Annotated in this window: 19 protein-coding genes; 5 read left to right on the top strand and 14 right to left on the bottom strand. The window is 31.2% G+C overall.

Annotation, left to right across the window (positions count from 1 at the left end):
- Positions 1-19: 19 nt before the first annotated feature.
- A complete protein-coding gene (locus AC0L8O_RS28135; RefSeq protein WP_473449927.1) occupies positions 20-325 on the bottom strand; it encodes a metal-sensing transcriptional repressor in 306 nt (101 codons plus the stop codon).
- Positions 326-428: 103 nt separating this feature from the next.
- On the opposite strand from AC0L8O_RS28135, the gene AC0L8O_RS28130 reads away from it, so the two are divergent.
- A complete protein-coding gene (locus tag AC0L8O_RS28130; protein ID WP_473449925.1) occupies positions 429-761 on the top strand; it encodes a four-helix bundle copper-binding protein in 333 nt (110 codons plus the stop codon).
- A gap of 462 nt (positions 762-1223) precedes the next feature.
- Here AC0L8O_RS28130 and AC0L8O_RS28125 read toward each other — a convergent pair whose 3' ends face one another.
- The 3 genes from AC0L8O_RS28125 to AC0L8O_RS28115 all read right to left on the bottom strand — a co-directional run bounded on the left by AC0L8O_RS28125 (position 1224) and on the right by AC0L8O_RS28115 (position 3645).
- Positions 1224-1661 carry a winged helix-turn-helix domain-containing protein gene (locus AC0L8O_RS28125; RefSeq protein WP_473449923.1) on the bottom strand — a complete coding sequence of 146 codons (438 nt, stop codon included), beginning with the start codon at positions 1659-1661 and terminating at the stop codon, positions 1224-1226.
- Between the two features lie 191 nt (positions 1662-1852).
- The gene (locus tag AC0L8O_RS28120) at positions 1853-2155 is read right to left on the bottom strand and encodes a YtpI family protein (protein ID WP_473449921.1); all 303 of its coding nucleotides are present in this window, start codon (positions 2153-2155) and stop codon (positions 1853-1855) included.
- Between the two features lie 80 nt (positions 2156-2235).
- Positions 2236-3645, bottom strand: a complete 1410-nt coding sequence (locus tag AC0L8O_RS28115; protein WP_473449919.1) for a fused MFS/spermidine synthase — start codon at positions 3643-3645, stop codon at positions 2236-2238.
- 573 nt (positions 3646-4218) lie between these two features.
- Here AC0L8O_RS28115 and AC0L8O_RS28110 point away from each other — a divergent pair.
- Positions 4219-4353: a hypothetical protein gene (locus AC0L8O_RS28110; protein ID WP_473449917.1), complete on the top strand. Its 135-nt coding sequence runs from the start codon at positions 4219-4221 to the stop codon at positions 4351-4353.
- A gap of 310 nt (positions 4354-4663) precedes the next feature.
- Complete coding sequence (gene asnB / locus AC0L8O_RS28105) at positions 4664-6574, top strand: asparagine synthase (glutamine-hydrolyzing) (protein WP_473449915.1); 1911 nt, start codon at positions 4664-4666, stop codon at positions 6572-6574.
- Between the two features lie 87 nt (positions 6575-6661).
- On the opposite strand, the gene AC0L8O_RS28100 is transcribed toward asnB, so the two are convergent.
- From AC0L8O_RS28100 to AC0L8O_RS28070, 7 genes are all read right to left on the bottom strand, one after another.
- Positions 6662-7648 carry a C39 family peptidase gene (locus AC0L8O_RS28100; protein ID WP_473449913.1) on the bottom strand — a complete coding sequence of 329 codons (987 nt, stop codon included), beginning with the start codon at positions 7646-7648 and terminating at the stop codon, positions 6662-6664.
- Between the two features lie 316 nt (positions 7649-7964).
- Positions 7965-8912, bottom strand: a complete 948-nt coding sequence (locus AC0L8O_RS28095; protein ID WP_473449912.1) for a metal ABC transporter solute-binding protein, Zn/Mn family — start codon at positions 8910-8912, stop codon at positions 7965-7967.
- 90 nt (positions 8913-9002) lie between these two features.
- Entirely contained in the window at positions 9003-9587 is a 585-nt protein-coding gene (gene lhaT / locus AC0L8O_RS28090) for a lipoprotein heptaprenylglyceryl N-acetyltransferase LhaT (protein ID WP_473449910.1), read from the bottom strand.
- A gap of 93 nt (positions 9588-9680) precedes the next feature.
- Positions 9681-10226, bottom strand: coding sequence for an RNA polymerase sigma factor (locus AC0L8O_RS28085; RefSeq protein ID WP_473449908.1), 546 nt, complete (start codon positions 10224-10226; stop codon positions 9681-9683).
- Positions 10227-10350: 124 nt separating this feature from the next.
- Positions 10351-11214, bottom strand: coding sequence for a C39 family peptidase (locus tag AC0L8O_RS28080; RefSeq protein WP_473449906.1), 864 nt, complete (start codon positions 11212-11214; stop codon positions 10351-10353).
- A gap of 3 nt (positions 11215-11217) precedes the next feature.
- A complete protein-coding gene (locus tag AC0L8O_RS28075; RefSeq protein WP_473449905.1) occupies positions 11218-11532 on the bottom strand; it encodes a hypothetical protein in 315 nt (104 codons plus the stop codon).
- 92 nt (positions 11533-11624) lie between these two features.
- On the bottom strand, positions 11625-12338 hold the full coding sequence (locus tag AC0L8O_RS28070; protein ID WP_473449903.1) for a YwmB family TATA-box binding protein: 714 nt from the start codon (positions 12336-12338) through the stop codon (positions 11625-11627).
- A gap of 624 nt (positions 12339-12962) precedes the next feature.
- Between AC0L8O_RS28070 and AC0L8O_RS28065 the strand changes: the two genes are divergently transcribed.
- Positions 12963-13088, top strand: a complete 126-nt coding sequence (locus AC0L8O_RS28065; RefSeq protein ID WP_473449901.1) for a hypothetical protein — start codon at positions 12963-12965, stop codon at positions 13086-13088.
- Positions 13089-13139: 51 nt separating this feature from the next.
- Positions 13140-13298: a multicopper oxidase domain-containing protein gene (locus tag AC0L8O_RS28060; protein ID WP_473449899.1), complete on the top strand. Its 159-nt coding sequence runs from the start codon at positions 13140-13142 to the stop codon at positions 13296-13298.
- 37 nt (positions 13299-13335) lie between these two features.
- Here AC0L8O_RS28060 and AC0L8O_RS28055 read toward each other — a convergent pair whose 3' ends face one another.
- The 3 genes from AC0L8O_RS28055 to AC0L8O_RS28045 all read right to left on the bottom strand — a co-directional run bounded on the left by AC0L8O_RS28055 (position 13336) and on the right by AC0L8O_RS28045 (position 16624).
- On the bottom strand, positions 13336-14160 hold the full coding sequence (locus tag AC0L8O_RS28055) for a cupredoxin domain-containing protein (protein ID WP_473449897.1): 825 nt from the start codon (positions 14158-14160) through the stop codon (positions 13336-13338).
- A gap of 350 nt (positions 14161-14510) precedes the next feature.
- Positions 14511-15926, bottom strand: coding sequence for a sensor histidine kinase (locus tag AC0L8O_RS28050; RefSeq protein ID WP_473449895.1), 1416 nt, complete (start codon positions 15924-15926; stop codon positions 14511-14513).
- Positions 15923-16624: a response regulator transcription factor gene (locus AC0L8O_RS28045; RefSeq protein WP_473449893.1), complete on the bottom strand. Its 702-nt coding sequence runs from the start codon at positions 16622-16624 to the stop codon at positions 15923-15925. Before AC0L8O_RS28045 ends, AC0L8O_RS28050 begins: the two co-directional genes overlap by 4 nt.
- Positions 16625-16641 lie beyond the last annotated feature (17 nt).

Below are 16641 nucleotides of genomic sequence, written 5' to 3'. Positions count from 1 at the left end.
TATTTGTTACTGGTATTAGCTATTGGGACTTAGAAAAGCGTTTAAACACTTCCATTAATTCTTGAATCGCTTCTTCTCCATCTCCATCCCTTATCGCATCGGATACACAATGTTGTGTATGCTTTTCCAATAAGTGAAGACCTACTTTATTCATAGCTGCATTGATAGCAGAAATTTGCGTGAGTATATCCATACAATATCGTTCATTTTCAATCATATTTTGAATACCGCGTACTTGACCTTCTATCCGTTTTAATCGGGTTATTAACTGATATTTTTCTTTTGTTGATCTGTGGGTAACCTTTATTTCTTCAGAGTTGTTCATTCAAGTATCACCTTCTTTTCTTATAAGTTTTTATATATTAAATGTTTAGATATACTTAACTGGGGTACGATATGATTGTATCATAAAAAGGAGGAGTCTGAAAATGCATGAACAATTTAAAGAGTGTATTGAAGAATGTCTTGCTTGTTTAACAGAATGTAATCATTGTTTTGATGCATGTTTAAAAGAAGAGGATGTCAAAATGGTAGCGGAATGCATCCGACTTACTCGAGAGTGCGCTGACATTTGTAGTTACGCCTCATCTGCCATGTCTCGTGGAAGTCAGTTTTCTTCTCAGATTTGTCAACTTTGTGCTGACATTTGTGAAGCATGTGCAATAGAATGTGAAAAGCATAGTAGTCACCATGAACATTGCAAGAAATGTGCAGAAGCTTGCAGAAGATGTGCCGATACTTGTAGAAGTATGGCTAGCTAATCAAGATCAAATGTTAGGGTGCTGTATGGATTTCAAAAAATCAAACAGGGTATACGCTATCCCGTCTATCCTGTTTGATTTTTGTTCCATAATGCTTCCGTTCTGCCCCATTTCATATGATAGTCTTACTTTTTCCTTTGTAGCCTGTTCAAAAAAGGACATATTTATTATGAAACAACAAATGTAACAATCACCCAAGTTATTGTTGTTTCATTAAAGTATATGCGCGTATCTGTGGAGTAATAACTTGCTAGAGATTTATCATGTTCTTCCTGATCAAATAGATAAGAGCAAACATAAAAGGTGAAACTTCCTCTAATTGGAAAGTCATATAAAGTCAAGTAGCGAGAATTAATAGGTTCAGATTCAAGTATTTTTTCCACTAGTACCTAATTACGATTATGAGATTCTAATATTAAATTAGAAATACAAAATGAACGTTATTTACCTTTCTTATTTAGTTCAGTACGGAAATTTAAAGCCTTTTCTCCATACTTTTCTTATTGGATTAAAAGATATATGGTAGCTTCGTAATTTTTTGCATAGTGTTTTAACTTGGTCGTCAACTATTCTGATGTCAAGGTGTTCATGAATGCTGAATATGTGATCAGTTAACATCTCGCGAGTAAAAACAATTCTACGATTTAAAGCTAACAACAGTAGAAGATCAAATTCTTTAGGTGTTAGTTCTAATAATTTGTTTTTTATATAAATTCGCCTTTGTTTGTAATCTATTTTTAAATCCAAAACTGTTATGATAATTTCATCAGTTATATCTAAGTCATCTAATGTAATCAGAGAACCTGTAATAACTCTTTTTTCATTTTCTTTACATACTACTTGATAAGAGTTGTTTTTCCTAAATGATTTTATTTTGCTCCAAGTATTTACAATCTTCACTTTTTTGAGACACCTCTCATAAAACAAGTTCAAAATTATTATATTTTAATGTATATTGACATCTACGAGGGGCAGAACATAAATAGACTAAGTTTCAAATGTGCTCTCATAATTAGAATGATAAATCGATATATTCTTCCGATTACCTAAGCATTTTTTCAGCACAACAATACAAAAAAACTAAAATAAAACTAAATCGTAAAATCTTTTTCACTCTCTATATCTAGAGAGTGAATTAGTTTATATTGTCTAATAGCTAGAATTGTACTTACGGTACCAACAATACAAAAGATTAGTCCAACAATTATGCCTATAGTTGAGAGGTTTAGAAATAACTGATTTAAGCCGTAAAATCCTACAAACAATCCAAGTGATACTTTCGCTTTAACACTACTTCTTTTTTGTTGAACAGATGATTTACTTCTATAAGTTTTCATTTTAAAGTAAAGATAAAAACATAAAGAAACTACTATTAGAATAGCTAGTATATTCAAATTTAATCACCCCTTAGTTTTTAATTTTCAATCATATTAATTTTTCAGATGAGTAATAATAGCTACGAATGAAGATCAGATCAATTGAGATTATATATCTTTGTATTTCCGTCAAAAATCAATTCTCCATCATCTACTTCTAGGGTAGACTGTCCAGTTATTTTATTGTCGTCGAGTGGTTCCTTACTTCCGACGATAGTCAGATTTTGCACCCCAACTTTTTGCTCCAGTGCAAAGATATACACAAATGGATATACACTATTTACTGTTGTCTTTAAAGATGGAATGAAGGTATCACCTTTTGGATTCCCTATAGAATTGATAATTAACACCCCATCGTCCTTCAACTTTTCATTTGTTAGTGTGAAAAATTCCTTTGAAGTTAAATGAAATGGAATTTTATCTGTATTGTTATATGCATCTAAAATAATTACATCAAACTCATTTTTTTGTTTTTTTAGTATGTTCCTTCCATCTCCAATTTCTACACTGTTACCTTTATAATTAAAATAATTGCGACTGACCTCCAAAACTCCCTTATCTATCTCTGCAACTTTTACTTCCTTATTCTCCTTCTCATATTGCGATGTCAGAGTTCCTATGCCATGTCCTATAATAAATACGCTTTCACTATCATTTGCAAAGGTATCGGAAATTTCCCATATACTTCTCGCATAATCTAAAATCAATTTGCTAGGAGTATTCATATCCATCATACCTTGTATGGTTGTCTCATTCCCGAATGTAAGGTAGCGGAAATCACCAGATTGACCATTATAGTAATCTGTTTCGTATACGTAAATCTCATGGTATAAACTTGTTGTTTGGTATAATTCCTCAGATAACTGCGATTTAGTGGAAATAAAAGGTAATATAACTGAAATAATTGATATTACTATTAACACAAATTGTTGAGGTTTACCTTTTTCTTCATTATAAAAAAGAAAGGCTATAAATATCAGGAAAGAAAATATACCAATTACTGAATTAATATGTGTTAATGGTATAAAGAAAAAGGTGGTCACCAAAGTACCTAATACACTTCCCATTGCTGATGATGTATGAAGATTTCCAATGAGTTTTCCATTTACTCTGCTTTCTAAACCTTCTTTCATTAACACCGTTACAATACTACTGAATATCAAATTAGGAATGAAATATAACGCAATTACACCAAATGTTGTTCCTAATTCATTAGAAAGTGACTCTAAATAAGGAAATATAGTACTCTTAATAATTGGGATAAGAGCAATAGTTAAAATTCCAAAAATATAAAGGTAATTCATGATTTTTTTTATTGATTTTAAATCCGCAATAAAACCACCAAAAGTATAGCCAATTGAAGACCCTACAAGGAAAATTGAAATGATAATTCCCCATGTATAAACCGTATTTCCAAAAGAAGGTGCAATAAAACGAGTAGCAGTCATCTCAAGCCCCATAATGATAAAACTAACGACAAAGAGATTAAAATAGATTTTTTTATTCAAAAATAAGCTTCCTTTCTAATACATCCGAACTTATCACCTGTGTGTTTTTGAAAATACATCTTCTCCTACATCTTTCTACTATAGATTTAACCATTTTCCATATTTATTATGATTTGCTAATAAAAGTATAAGCAGAGAAATGTAAAGAAAATATGTACTTTATAAATTCATATTAATTATTTTTATTTGGAGGGGAAAAATGTTAAATACCTTGCAAGTCCTGATCCATTTACAGGCTTTAATAGAATGGTTTTATATTATTCAAACTTTTCTTATGGGGTTTTGAAAAGATTCTCCCACACGTACACTCCAATTTTCCAATAAGCGAAGTAGAGGGAATTCGTCCTACGACAAAAAAACAAAGTACATTACTTGTTTACACAATATACCAGAGAACCTCACTATAGGTGTTGCCTTTTGTGCAAGTTGCTTCTGGTTTTCCCACTGCTTAATTAACAGCTGCAAGTGCTCTAGCAATTGTCATAGGGCCTGAAGGTGTGGCAGTTTCCCTTCCCTTAAGAAAATGATGGCTATTCAAGAATAAAGAGTTTCTTATATGGTAAGTTTTAGGGTGTGGTTGAACCTATTGGAGCTATGTTGGTAAAAGCAACTGTTATTTTTATAGAACCTCTACTACCCTTTGCTTTAAGTTTTGCAACTGGTGCGATGATATTTGTTATTGCAGAAGAAGTTGTTCCAGTATCGTAAGAAATGGAAACAAAGACTAAGCATCATTAAGTTAATTATATCGGCTTTGCCTTCATGATGATCTTTGATGTTACTATAGGTTAATCTATAACAAGTAAACGATTTGTTTCTCAAGAAGCCAAACTCTGAAAATGAGTTTGGCTTTAATGCTTTAAGAAGTTTATAACTTGATATAAAAATTAAGTTCATCCTTGTATCCAATTAACTTTTCATTCTTTCTTTTTTTCCAATCCAAAACTACATAATTTCTACAAATAATATAGATAAAATGAAGATCAAATTTGAAAAAGGAATTATGAGGTGGAAATTTATGTGCGGATTCGTTGGAGTATTGTCTGATAACGGACAAGAGTCCTTAATGACAAAACTAAAATTTGAAGAAATAAACAATATAATTACTCATCGTGGTCCAGATGATTCCGGATTCTATAAAGATGATTATATACAACTAGGGTTTAGAAGATTAAGTATTATCGACCTAGAAAATGGTAGTCAGCCATTATCATATGAAGATGAAAGGTATTGGATCGTTTTTAATGGTGAAATTTATAATCATATCGAGTTACGAAATAGTTTAATGAAAGAAGGATATGAATTTAAAACCTCATCTGATACAGAAGTTCTTTTAGCTTTGTATTGTAGCAAAAAAGAAAAAATGCTGTCTTTAATAAGAGGAATGTTTTCTTTTCTTATATGGGATAGGGTTGAACAACAATTATTCGGTGCGAGAGACCCTTTTGGTATTAAACCACTCTATTACTTAGAAGCAGCTGATAGAGTCTATTTTGCTTCTGAGAAAAAGAGTATTGTTCTAGCAACAGAGCAAGAATTCATTAACGAGGAGTCCCTACACCACTATTTAACATTTCAATACGTCCCTGAACCCTCAACTTTATCACGAGATATTATGAAATTAGAGCCAGGGGAATACTTTATAAAAAAAACAAAAGAGCAATTAGTAACTAACCGCTATTGGAAAGCCAAATTCCAGCCCATAAAAGATGATTTTACAAAGTTAAAAGATTCATTACAGGAAGCACTTTATGATTCAGTAAAAATGCACATGAGGAGCGATGTTCCTGTTGGCTCTTTTCTATCAGGTGGAATTGACTCAAGTTTTGTTGTGTCTTTAGCTAAGGAAATGAATCCAAAAATAAAAACATTTTCTGTAGGATTCGCAACCGAAGGATATAGTGAAATAGATATTGCAAAAGAAACAGCTGATGCACTCAATGTTGAAAACATTGATTATATTATCCAGCCAGAAGAGTTTATTAATGAATTACCTAAAATTATATGGCATATGGATGACCCATTAGCTGACCCAGCAGCGGTTCCTTTATACTTTGTTGCAAGAGAAGCTAGCAAACATGTTAAAGTTGTATTATCTGGAGAAGGTGCTGATGAACTTTTTGGAGGATATAATATATATAGAGAACCTTTAGACCTTAAGGTTTTTGAAAATATTCCCAATCCAGTTAAAGGTGCTTTAAATTATTTCTCTAAACTTCTACCTGATGGGGTTAAAGGAAAAAGCTATATTGAAAGAGGCTGTACCCCACTTGAAGACAGGTATATAGGTAATGCGAAAATTTTTAAAGATAGGGAAATTAAAGATATTCTCAGGATGCATTGGGACAATGTTACATTCAAAAATATAACTCAACCTTTTTTTGATGAGGCCTTTGAATACGATAAAGTGACAAAGATGCAATATATTGATATTCATACTTGGCTAAGGGGAGATATATTACTGAAAGCAGATAAAATGACAATGGCAAACTCACTAGAATTGCGTGTACCATTTTTGGATAAAGAAGTTTTTGATATAGCATCAAAAATTCCTACAGATATGAAAATTGCACAAAACACAACGAAGTACATTCTTAGAAAAGCAGCTGAAGGAATCGTTCCTGCCCATGTTCTAAACCGCAAAAAGCTTGGCTTTCCTGTTCCAATAAGAAATTGGTTTAAGAACGAAATTCACGATTGGACAATAAATTTAATTAAAGAAAGTGGTACGGACTACCTTATTAATAAGACAAAGGTTCTTAATCTATTACATGAGCATTGCTTAGGGCAAATGGATAATAGTAGAAAAATTTGGACAATTCTTACCTTTATGATATGGCACCAAGTCTTTGTAGAAAAGATCTATGAAACAAAGGAAGGATTCTTTGTTTCACCTTCCTCTAATTCAAGTAATACAATAGTCATATAGTTAGTTTCCAAAGCAAGTCTTTTCAGAAGTTGGGATAATACCCATTAATAATTTAGTGCCTTTTCCTATTTAACAAGCGATCCTTTTCTACTTAACATAAGTGATCGCTTGTTTTCCCATTTGAATCCAGCCATCGATAAAATCCTTTTTGTTTACTTTTTTATTTTTTATATTAGCCAATGGATCATTAAAATATATATACTTTTCATCATATCCCGTAATTAAAACCGAATGTTCCCTCATTGTAATTTTAACCTTACCGGTCGGTGTATTCCAAGTTTGAAACTGTGACTCAGGTAACTTCTTAAACCAAGAGTTATGTATTACTAGGACAGGGTTGCCATTACTCACCGCAAACATTATATCATCAAATTCGCTCCCAGTCATATTGATTACCTTATTAGGAATATATTGTTCAGCTAGTTCTGCCAAAGGGCCATGGTAAACCCCATAACCGGGAGTATTCAATGAATACATATCACCTACAAAACCATTATATGGATTACCAAAGAATATCTGTCCATTTTCCTTTTTATATGGTGTTGTGTCTCTTTTAATCTCTTTTGCTAATTTTGTCCTATTTACCTTTGCCTCCGAGATACCTGCTGTTCTTAATAACATGGCTAATGAGGTTACCTCACACCCCCTTGGTAATTCAGGCAATTGTGAAATCAGTGGAGCATCGATCAGTTTTGATGTTGATTTGTTTGAACTTTGCCAAACGATATCTTTATCTCCTCGAAAGTAAACAGTTGATTCCTTCATCTTTTTTGCATGACTGACAGCTTCTACAAATGTTTGATATGCTTTCTCAAAATGACCATTTCTAAATACAATGTAATTATTTACTCCATCCCAAACCCATTTGTCATCTTTCTCTTGTAATTTTATATCTTCGTCACTTTCAGTATTCTCAACTGTTGATTTTGCCGATACTACCTCACTATCAATAATATCTTCATCCTTAGTTTCAACTTTTCCTCCTTTATTTTCTTTTGTTTCCTGGTTCTCTAAACATCCAGATAAAATTAAGAAAACAAAAAGCAATAAGAAAAAAATATTAATCTTGCCCATAAAAACCTCCTAATGGGTAGTTAGCATTTATGTATAGGTACATCTATAAAATTACCCTTAAAATATATATTAATTTTTTTAAAAATGTATATGCTTCATTTATTATGAATGTTACCAATCATATTACCTTATTCTATTGTTTTACAATTTATTATAAGAAAGTAGGTACAATGACTAAAAGTCACAGTTATACATTTTATGATTAGCTATCACGTTCACCAACTCCCAGAAACAAAAAATAAGTACCCTAAACAAAGACATTCAGGATACTTATATGTTCTACTTCTTATATAAATTTTAATCAGATAGGTGAAATTTACTCTAGTACTTTCTGAAGGGCTGATATATTTTTACGCATTAGACTAAAATAATCTTCATTATTTTCTATATCTTGATCAGTTAAAGCTTCTAAATTATGGACAGTTAAAATTTCTGCACCGATTTCCTTTCTTACAACATCAGCCACTTTATTACTGACATTTGGTTCAAATAAAATGTACGATAGTTCTCTCTCTCTAGACAAGTCTATAATTTCCTTGAGAGTCCTTTGTGAAGGTTCTTGTGTCGGAGAAATACCACTTATTCCAATTTGATTAAGGTTATATGCATTAGCCCAATATCCATAAGCAGAATGTGATACTAAAAAAGTCTTATTTGAAGCCTTTTCTATCATACTTTTAAACTCAGCATCTAGATTTTCTAAATCTTCCTTAAGTTTTAAGTAGTTATTCTCAAAGTATTCCTTTTTTTCAGGCTGTTGCTCTATAAATGCCTCTTTAATATTTTCAGCGAGTTTAATAGACTTCATTGGATCAAGCCATACGTGAGGATCAAAATTCCCTTGCTCCTCCTCTTCTTCCTCATGTTCATTTTCATCTGTTTGTTCTTCAACAGCTCTAATAAGCTCAATACTCTCTGATGCATTTACAAGTTCTACTTCTTCTTCAACAACAGCCTCCTTAACTGCATCAGTAAAACCTTCAATCCCAGTACCCATATATATAAATACATTACTCTCAGCTATTTTCACAATATCCTTTGAAGTGGGTTCAAATGAGTGAGCATCCACATTAGAGGATAGGATCGTTTTAACATCTACATATTTACCACCAATCTTTTTTGAAAAATCCCGAAGGGGATAAATTGTGGTATAAACCTCTATGGTAGAATCATTACTGGCATTGTTATTGTTAGGTTTTTGGCTACACCCCGTAATGAAAATCAATAAAATAATAGTAGTCATTATAATTTTTATATTTCTCATTGCTTTTTTCTCCTTAATAAATTCGTAATTATTACGATTTGATTTTCACAATATTCCTTCTTTATATTACTTATCAACACTAAGATTCGATTAAAAGTTAAAATGATTTTCCTTTACACAAAGTTTGTAAGTTAGGATGATTGAAGAGATACTCAACCAAAATGAAAAATATCCTATCTCTGAAATATAAAGATCTAAAACACTATATCTTGGCATCATATTAAATACATAATCAATAACATCATTATGCAATATCCATAATGCAGCAACCAATAAATGAACGATTTTGATTTTGTAGAAAGGAACATATAGTAATCCTTGAATTGCCATACCAGCATGTGAAAAAATCAACATATAACTTGACCAATGTATATTCCCTGTTACCCCATAAACTAGGATGTTCATTACTACTGCCCACAATCCATATTTAAACAGCGTTACTATTGCTAATGCCTCTAAGAAGGGCCAATTTTTATTAAACAGAAAAGCAACCAGTACAAACACAAAAAATAAACTTGCTGTTGGACTGTCAGGAACAAAAACTAAAAATTGTACTGGAGTCTCGGCTAATTGCCAACCATACCAAATATATCCATATATTGTCCCTGATACATTGATCCCTAATAAAAGCCATAAAAATAAACGATTACGTAATATTTGTATTAAAAAGTTCATCCTATAACCTCTCTAGCTCTACATTTTCATACCTCAATTTTTGTTCTTTTAAGCTACTTAAATCCAAGATTAGTAGTTGTGTAATGTAAAAAATTAATCTTTTATAACTATAGATTTCAACATTTTTCTTCCCCTAAAAATGTTATTCTTAATACTGCCAACTTCAATATCTAATTTTTCGCTTATTTCTTTGTAAGAAAATTGACAATAATAGAAAAGAATAAGTGGTTTTTTATATTGAGACGGCAAGGTTTTAACAGCCTTGCAAAGCATTTCTCGATCATATTTCCGAAATGTTTCGTGCTCAGCTGAGTGTGTACTTATACCATTTAATTCTTTCAAATCTCCGTTTAAATGAGTATATTTGAATTCTTTACTCCGTAGATAATCTATACACTGATTACGCGTTATTGAATATAGCCAGGATTTCTTTGTAGAACTGTTTTCAATAGAATTCAAATTCAAATAAACTTTAATAAAAACCTCTTGCATTATATCATCAACTAGTACCCAGTCTTGAACATATTTATAAGCTAAAAAGCGTAACTGCCTTTCATACATTAAAATAATCGTTTTTAACTCTTCTTCTAGAATTTCTTCACATTGTTGAAATTCTTTCTCTTTCTTTTGAATATCCATTTTGCTTTCCCCCCGATTCCCCACCTTCATAATTAACATAACATTTTTTGGTAGGAATTGGATGGGACCTTTATTTTAAGTTTATTAAAATATTAGTTTTTACTATCACTATCTATTATTGTAACTACTTTATAGCTATTGCCTGCATACCCATTTGCTCCCACGCTTTAACAAAGTCATCTTTAGGTATTTGTCTGTTCTTTTGATTTGCAAGTGGATCGTTAAAATAGATAAATTTCTCATCAAACCCTGTAATTACTACAGAATGTTCTTTATAAGTAATTTCAATTTCCCCTTGTATTGTCATCCAAGTTTCAAATTGCGATTCTGGAAGTTCCCTGAAGGTTGTATTTGTGATCACCCATACCGGCTGATCATTTATAATTTGATTTACGATTTCACTAAAATCCTTTCCTGTTAAGTTTACAACCCGGTTTGGCAGATATCTATTAGCTAGCTCCTCAATGGGTTGATTATATACTCCATACCCTGGCTTACTATAGGAATACATATCACCCACAAATCCTACGTTTGGATTGCCGAAATGTATCCTTTCATTCTGGTAAGTCTTCGGTGTAGGATCTTTTTTAATGTTTTTAGCAAGTTCCATCTTTCCAACTTTAACACTCTCATATTGAAGTAGCATAGCCAAACTAGTAACCTCACAACCACGTGGTAATTCTGGCAATTGTGATAGTAAAGGAACCTCAAGTACTTTTTCTTTAATTAGCTTTTTCACATCATTGGTGTTTTTAATATTACTATTACTCTTCTCTAAAATTGTTTGATTCTCTTGCTTAGTTGCTCCTATAAGGATACCCAGTTTATCCTTATAGAGTACTGCATTATATACTAACAAAAAAATATATAGAATAAAGGACAGTAAGCCGAAATAAAAGAATAAGCTACCTTTGCCCTTTTTTAAGTAATATGTTAGTAATAACGCTAAAGTCCCGAAACCGGATATAAAAAGTATAGGTAACCACATAATTTAGATTACCTGAATATTTAAAAGGTTTTTCTCAATTAAAAGTATAAGTTCATTTTCCTTCTTATCAATCAATGCTTTAAATGTACACTCTTTATCAAATTTACACATCCTTCTAATCTCAACAGGAATATGTAATGTTCCTTTTTGACTTAAAATACACTGGTTTTCCTTTGTAATTTCTTTCTTTTTAGACAATATCATGTTTTCACCATCAAAAATAATATTGATAAATTCTCCTGCTTTGAAGTCTATTTCACTTCGCATCCATTTAGGAAGATAAATTTGACCTGATTTTCTTAATTTCAATTTATACAATGTTGTCACCTCAATATTAAGTAAAGTTACTGTTTGTGTATCTTAACAATAAATATTGAAGAAAATATGTACTTCTTTTATTTTTTAAAAATTTAGTACTCAGAAATAATTATTGGTGTTGCAATCGTTATTTTTGACCTACTATCATCCAGTTCTCTTACACCAACTTGAATATTCATTAGTTTTTCATTTTTTAATTTCAGGTTGTTGTTATTCCAATTTTCTTTGTAGCCTGAAACAGATACAAATTCTTGCTCTTGAAGTTCTTCAACCTTCTCTGCGTTCATAGAACTTAATATATTCTCACTTAAACGATTAGGAGAATGGTTATTTGCTATTCCTTCAACTGTAATAAATGTATTTTTGTTTTTATAATCAAAAGGGATTTTAGGTTCAGTCATTACCCTTGACCCTAGATCATCTTCTACTATCAACTGAAACGAGTAAGTAATTGTGTATTTTCCATTTTTAGGTAAAACTGAAATAATTATCTTCTCTAATTGATTGTCCTGTTTCAATACACCAATTGCTTGATAATGGTGTTGATCAGCTTCTTTTTTCCAATCATAACCTGATTTTTCTGCGAATATCTTGTTCAATTTTTGCCTTATTTTATTTAAAGAAATGTTTGATTGTTCTGCCTTTATATAAACATTCCACTTTTGAATATCTATACCATTTTTTTCTGCAGCTTTTTTCATTTCATCGAGTTCTTGAAAAGTCGATATTCCAAGTACATTAGTTAATTGATTAAATCCAAAGAATAAAATTATAGAAAAAATTATTATCGTAGATAATATTTTCATATACATCACCTCACTACTTAATATAACCCCTTTTTTATGGATATATACTCACTTACTACTAATCTATTTATTTCCCATCACAAACTATAAAATTTCATCAAAATTAATTTTTAAGGTTAAACTGTAAATAATTCAGAGGTGAAGTTATGTTTAAGTTATTCAAGGTATGGTTAGAGTGGCATTTTTGTTAATTGTTGGTGCTTGTTCAAATAAAAGCAATGAAGTGGATCATAGCAACATGAAAATGGATAATGAATAGGAAATAAGTAAGAATCTTCAAAGTGGTAAAACAGCAAGTACAGATCCTACTCAGAAATTAAGAGAGAATGAGTTTACGATTGCTGCCTGTGAACGAAATCATTCTTTAACAGAGATAATACTACATGGACTTTTTATGGATCTGTATCTAGACCGAAAGTTCGAGTTCAGGAAGAGAAAAAGTAAAAATTAATCTTAAGAATGAATTAAAAGATCCTATTACAATTCATACGCATGGAATTCCTATCCCTTGTGGTGTAAATCAGGTAAAGGATGATATGGATCCTTTATCGTCAAGGGAAAAGATCAAGAAGATTTTGATAGAGACTATGTATTAGTAATAGATGAATGGATGAATCACCCTCTATGAATATGGAGAATATGGACTCAGATAGTATGGAAGTTATGGATCATTCAAAAATGGAGATGGAACCAGAAGAAACAAGTTCTGATTCAGGAGAAATGGAATTGGGCCACGATATGAGTATGTAAGATATCTTCACTATTAACGGAAAGAGCGGTAAAGAAATTACTCCTTTAAAAGTGAAACTTTTAAACAACTCTGCAGAAGATGATCACCCTATGCATTTACATGGTTATTTTTTCCAATTCCTTAGTAATATGGAGTACCGTTATAAGGACCCTTTGTTACTTAGTTACTTGTTTCCAAAGAACAAGAGAAAAGAAAAAGAAAAGACATAGACTTCTGCATTCTTGGCGGTAAGTCGTGTTTTTCTAATTAGATAATTTTAAGAGTACCTATCATACCAGACTCTCTATGTCCAGGGATTGTACAGTAATATTCAAATTCCCCTGTTTCAAGTGGTTTAATCATAACCTTTGATTGATTACCAGCTTGAGCATGTACATGAATGCTATCTTTATTATGATGTTGATGAGAATCTACTTTAATGACTTCTGCATTTAGTCCGCTTATTTGGAGATCATGCTCTACTTTTCCATTATTAATGAGATTAATTGTTATAATTTTATTCTTTTTAACATTAATTTGGTTAGGAAGGTACGCAAAATCATTTGCTTCAATATTGATAATCTTTTCATCAGTTTGAGCTGATTTTTTTTGAGAATCGTCTTGTTGTATTGTAAACTCCCCATCCAATTTTTTCATTACTGTAGAATCTACATAATTCATTCCAAAGAAAAATAACGACAAAGATCCTGCAAGTAACAAAGGGTTATGAAAGATCTTTTGTAAGAAACTTTGTTTTTCTGTTCTTTTTTCTGCTTCAAGCATATAAATAACGGTTAAAATCAAAACAACATATAATAAGAATAAAATTTGTAAAAGAGAGTTCATATATTCATCCATAACCATTGCACCCAGCATAGCTCCCATCATTCCACCCATTAATCCTGAAAGCATGCCATCTAAACTTGCTAATAAGCTGATTGGAATACCAACTAAAAGACCAGATATTAATCCAATAAAAATTCCTAACACAGTTGATAAAAATAAATTATCTGGTAGCTGTGACCCTAAAATTGCACCTCCCAGTATACCAACCATCATACTTATTGCCATTGCAGCCATCATACCCTGCATTTGAGGGATTATACTCCTATTTGAATGGATATAAAAAAGAGTCGGTAAAAAAAGAAAGCCGCTAATATGATAAGAATTATTAAGGAAAATGACAACTTGATTCCTCCCTAAATCAAATAAAGTTTGTACACATAATATGTATACAAACTGTTTATTAGAATCATTTCTTTTTCCTTCTTACAAAAAATAAAAGACCAAGAATCACGATCGGGACAACCATATATACACAGATTCCAATAAATGATTCTATATAGGTATGAATTGAATTCTGTGAATGAAAAATTGAACTTGTTACTGTTAGACAAATTACACCTAAGAGAATAAAAATTACAGGTATAATATTTAATAATTTATTCATCCTCATCACCCGATTCTTTAATTGGAAAGGTTATCTTAAAAGTAGTTCCTACTCCTTGCACACTTTGGACTTCAATATGCCCATTTAATAAGTCCATGATATTTTTTACAATAGCTAATCCTAAACCCGTTCCTCCCGCAGCTCTTGTTCTCGATTTTTCAACACGGTAAAAACGTTGAAATATATATGGTAAGTCGTTCTCAGGAATTCCTACCCCTTGGTCCACAATGGATAGATAGAAGTAATTTTGATCATTTGTTACTTTAACCAATATAGATCTTCCTAAATCACTATACCTTATTGCATTTTCAAGCAAATTAATAAGCACTTGTTCAAGTCTATATCCATCTGTTTGAAATAAAGGAGTTTTTATAGGTAAATCAGATATAATTTTAATTTTTTTCTCATTTGCTTTCAAATTAACTTTATTTATTGAACTTATAACTATGCTTGTTATGTCTAATGCTTCTATATTTAGCTCTAATCTTCCTTCTTCCATTTTTGACAACTCAAAAAGGTCATTTATAAGGGTCGTTAGACGAGTTGCTTCATCATTTATAATATCTAAGTATTGGTTCTTTTCCTCTTCATTACGATAGAGAGAGTTTTTCAAAACATGTGAATAACCCTTAATATAAGAAATTGGGGTGCGAAGTTCATGAGAAATATTAGCAAAAAATTCTCTTCTATTTGACCTAAAATCTTCAAGCTCTCTTCCCAACTCAGTAATTGCCTTAGCAAGACTACCTATTTCATCATTCGAAGTAATTGACAATCCCGTTTTAAGCGGTCCTTTAGCAATCTCTCGAGTTGCATGAACCATATTCAACAAAGGGGCGGAAAGTTTCCGAGATATAAAAAAGGTAAAGCCCATCGCAATTAATAATGAACCAATTACTGATATCATTAACCAATTTCTCATATGAGCGATTGATGTATTTATACTCTCCATATTCGAGACAACAATTAATCCGCCACTTACTCGATTGTTAATAAGTATGGGTTCACCGGAAATTAAATAAGTTTGAGAAGTTTTACTATCATTATACTCTATACTTAGATGCTGTTTATTCATTATTGGATTCTTTATTTTTTCTCCAACTGATTTTCCTTCTTTAAAATTAAGAAGTCCAGTACTGTTCAAAATGACACCCTCATTATTAAAAATAAATAGATCTACATTATTTAATTCTGAGATCATTTCAAACATATGATAGGAATCTTTATCATTAACATCTGTGATTGTTTCAGAGTATTTTGTTGCGAAATAATCTATTTGTTCCATCTTTTGACTATAAAAATACGAAGAAAATAATTGATCAATTGTGTATATTAAAGGAAAAAGTACAATTAATAATAAGATTAGGATAGTACCGCCAAGTTTAACTGTTATACTGTTTAGCTTCATACTGATTCTTCCGGATCATTAAATCTATAGCCAACTCCCCAAACTGTACCAATAGGATCATAATTAGATCCACTTTCCTTAATTTTGACTCGAATGTTTTTTATATGAGTGTCCACTGTCCGTGTTTCTCTTGAATCATTTATGCCCCAGAGAATTTCAAGTAATATCTCTCTAGTAAAAACACGTTTTGGATTAGTAGCTAAGGTATTGAGTATTATAAATTCTTTTGGTGTTAGATCTATCGGTTCACCTTCAATAGTAACATTCCGACTTTCGTTATCTATTACTAATATATTTGAACCAAACGTTATAACTTCTTCATTCAATTCAGATTTATTGGTTGTTCTTCTTAAAACTGCTTTAATTCGGGCTAACAATTCCTCAGGTTCAAAAGGTTTTATTATATAATCATCTGCACCAATATCAAGGCCATGTACCCTATCTTTTAATTCATTTCTTGCAGTTAGCATAAGGATTGGAGTAGATTTAAACTTTCTAACTTCAGCACAAACCTCCCATCCATTTATGAATGGCATCATCAGATCTAGTATAATTAGGTCTAATTCAGTTTTCTTAATGATTCTTAATGCCTCTTCACCATCTTTAGCTTCTATAACATTATATTCGTTTGATAAAATGATGCATAACAAATTCCTCATATTCCACTCATCATCAACTATTAGAATGGTCTTCTTCAATTTCTACACCCCTTTAT

Source organism: Metabacillus sp. KJ11-3 (assembly GCF_055808295.1).
The sequence above is the reverse complement of the archived record's forward strand: the minus strand, read 5'-3'. Positions and strand labels throughout refer to the sequence as shown.

Coding starts and splice junctions, on each gene's coding strand:
- AC0L8O_RS28135 (WP_473449927.1), bottom strand. CDS start 325: ATGAACAACTCTGAAGAAATAAAGGTTACCCACAGATCAACAAAAGAA.
- AC0L8O_RS28130 (WP_473449925.1), top strand. CDS start 429: ATGCATGAACAATTTAAAGAGTGTATTGAAGAATGTCTTGCTTGTTTA.
- asnB (WP_473449915.1), top strand. CDS start 4,664: ATGTGCGGATTCGTTGGAGTATTGTCTGATAACGGACAAGAGTCCTTA.
- AC0L8O_RS28100 (WP_473449913.1), bottom strand. CDS start 7,648: ATGGGCAAGATTAATATTTTTTTCTTATTGCTTTTTGTTTTCTTAATT.
- AC0L8O_RS28095 (WP_473449912.1), bottom strand. CDS start 8,912: ATGAGAAATATAAAAATTATAATGACTACTATTATTTTATTGATTTTC.
- lhaT (WP_473449910.1), bottom strand. CDS start 9,587: ATGAACTTTTTAATACAAATATTACGTAATCGTTTATTTTTATGGCTT.
- AC0L8O_RS28085 (WP_473449908.1), bottom strand. CDS start 10,226: ATGGATATTCAAAAGAAAGAGAAAGAATTTCAACAATGTGAAGAAATT.
- AC0L8O_RS28080 (WP_473449906.1), bottom strand. CDS start 11,214: ATGTGGTTACCTATACTTTTTATATCCGGTTTCGGGACTTTAGCGTTA.
- AC0L8O_RS28070 (WP_473449903.1), bottom strand. CDS start 12,338: ATGAAAATATTATCTACGATAATAATTTTTTCTATAATTTTATTCTTT.
- AC0L8O_RS28065 (WP_473449901.1), top strand. CDS start 12,963: ATGAATATGGAGAATATGGACTCAGATAGTATGGAAGTTATGGATCAT.
- AC0L8O_RS28055 (WP_473449897.1), bottom strand. CDS start 14,160: ATGCAGGGTATGATGGCTGCAATGGCAATAAGTATGATGGTTGGTATA.
- AC0L8O_RS28050 (WP_473449895.1), bottom strand. CDS start 15,926: ATGAAGCTAAACAGTATAACAGTTAAACTTGGCGGTACTATCCTAATC.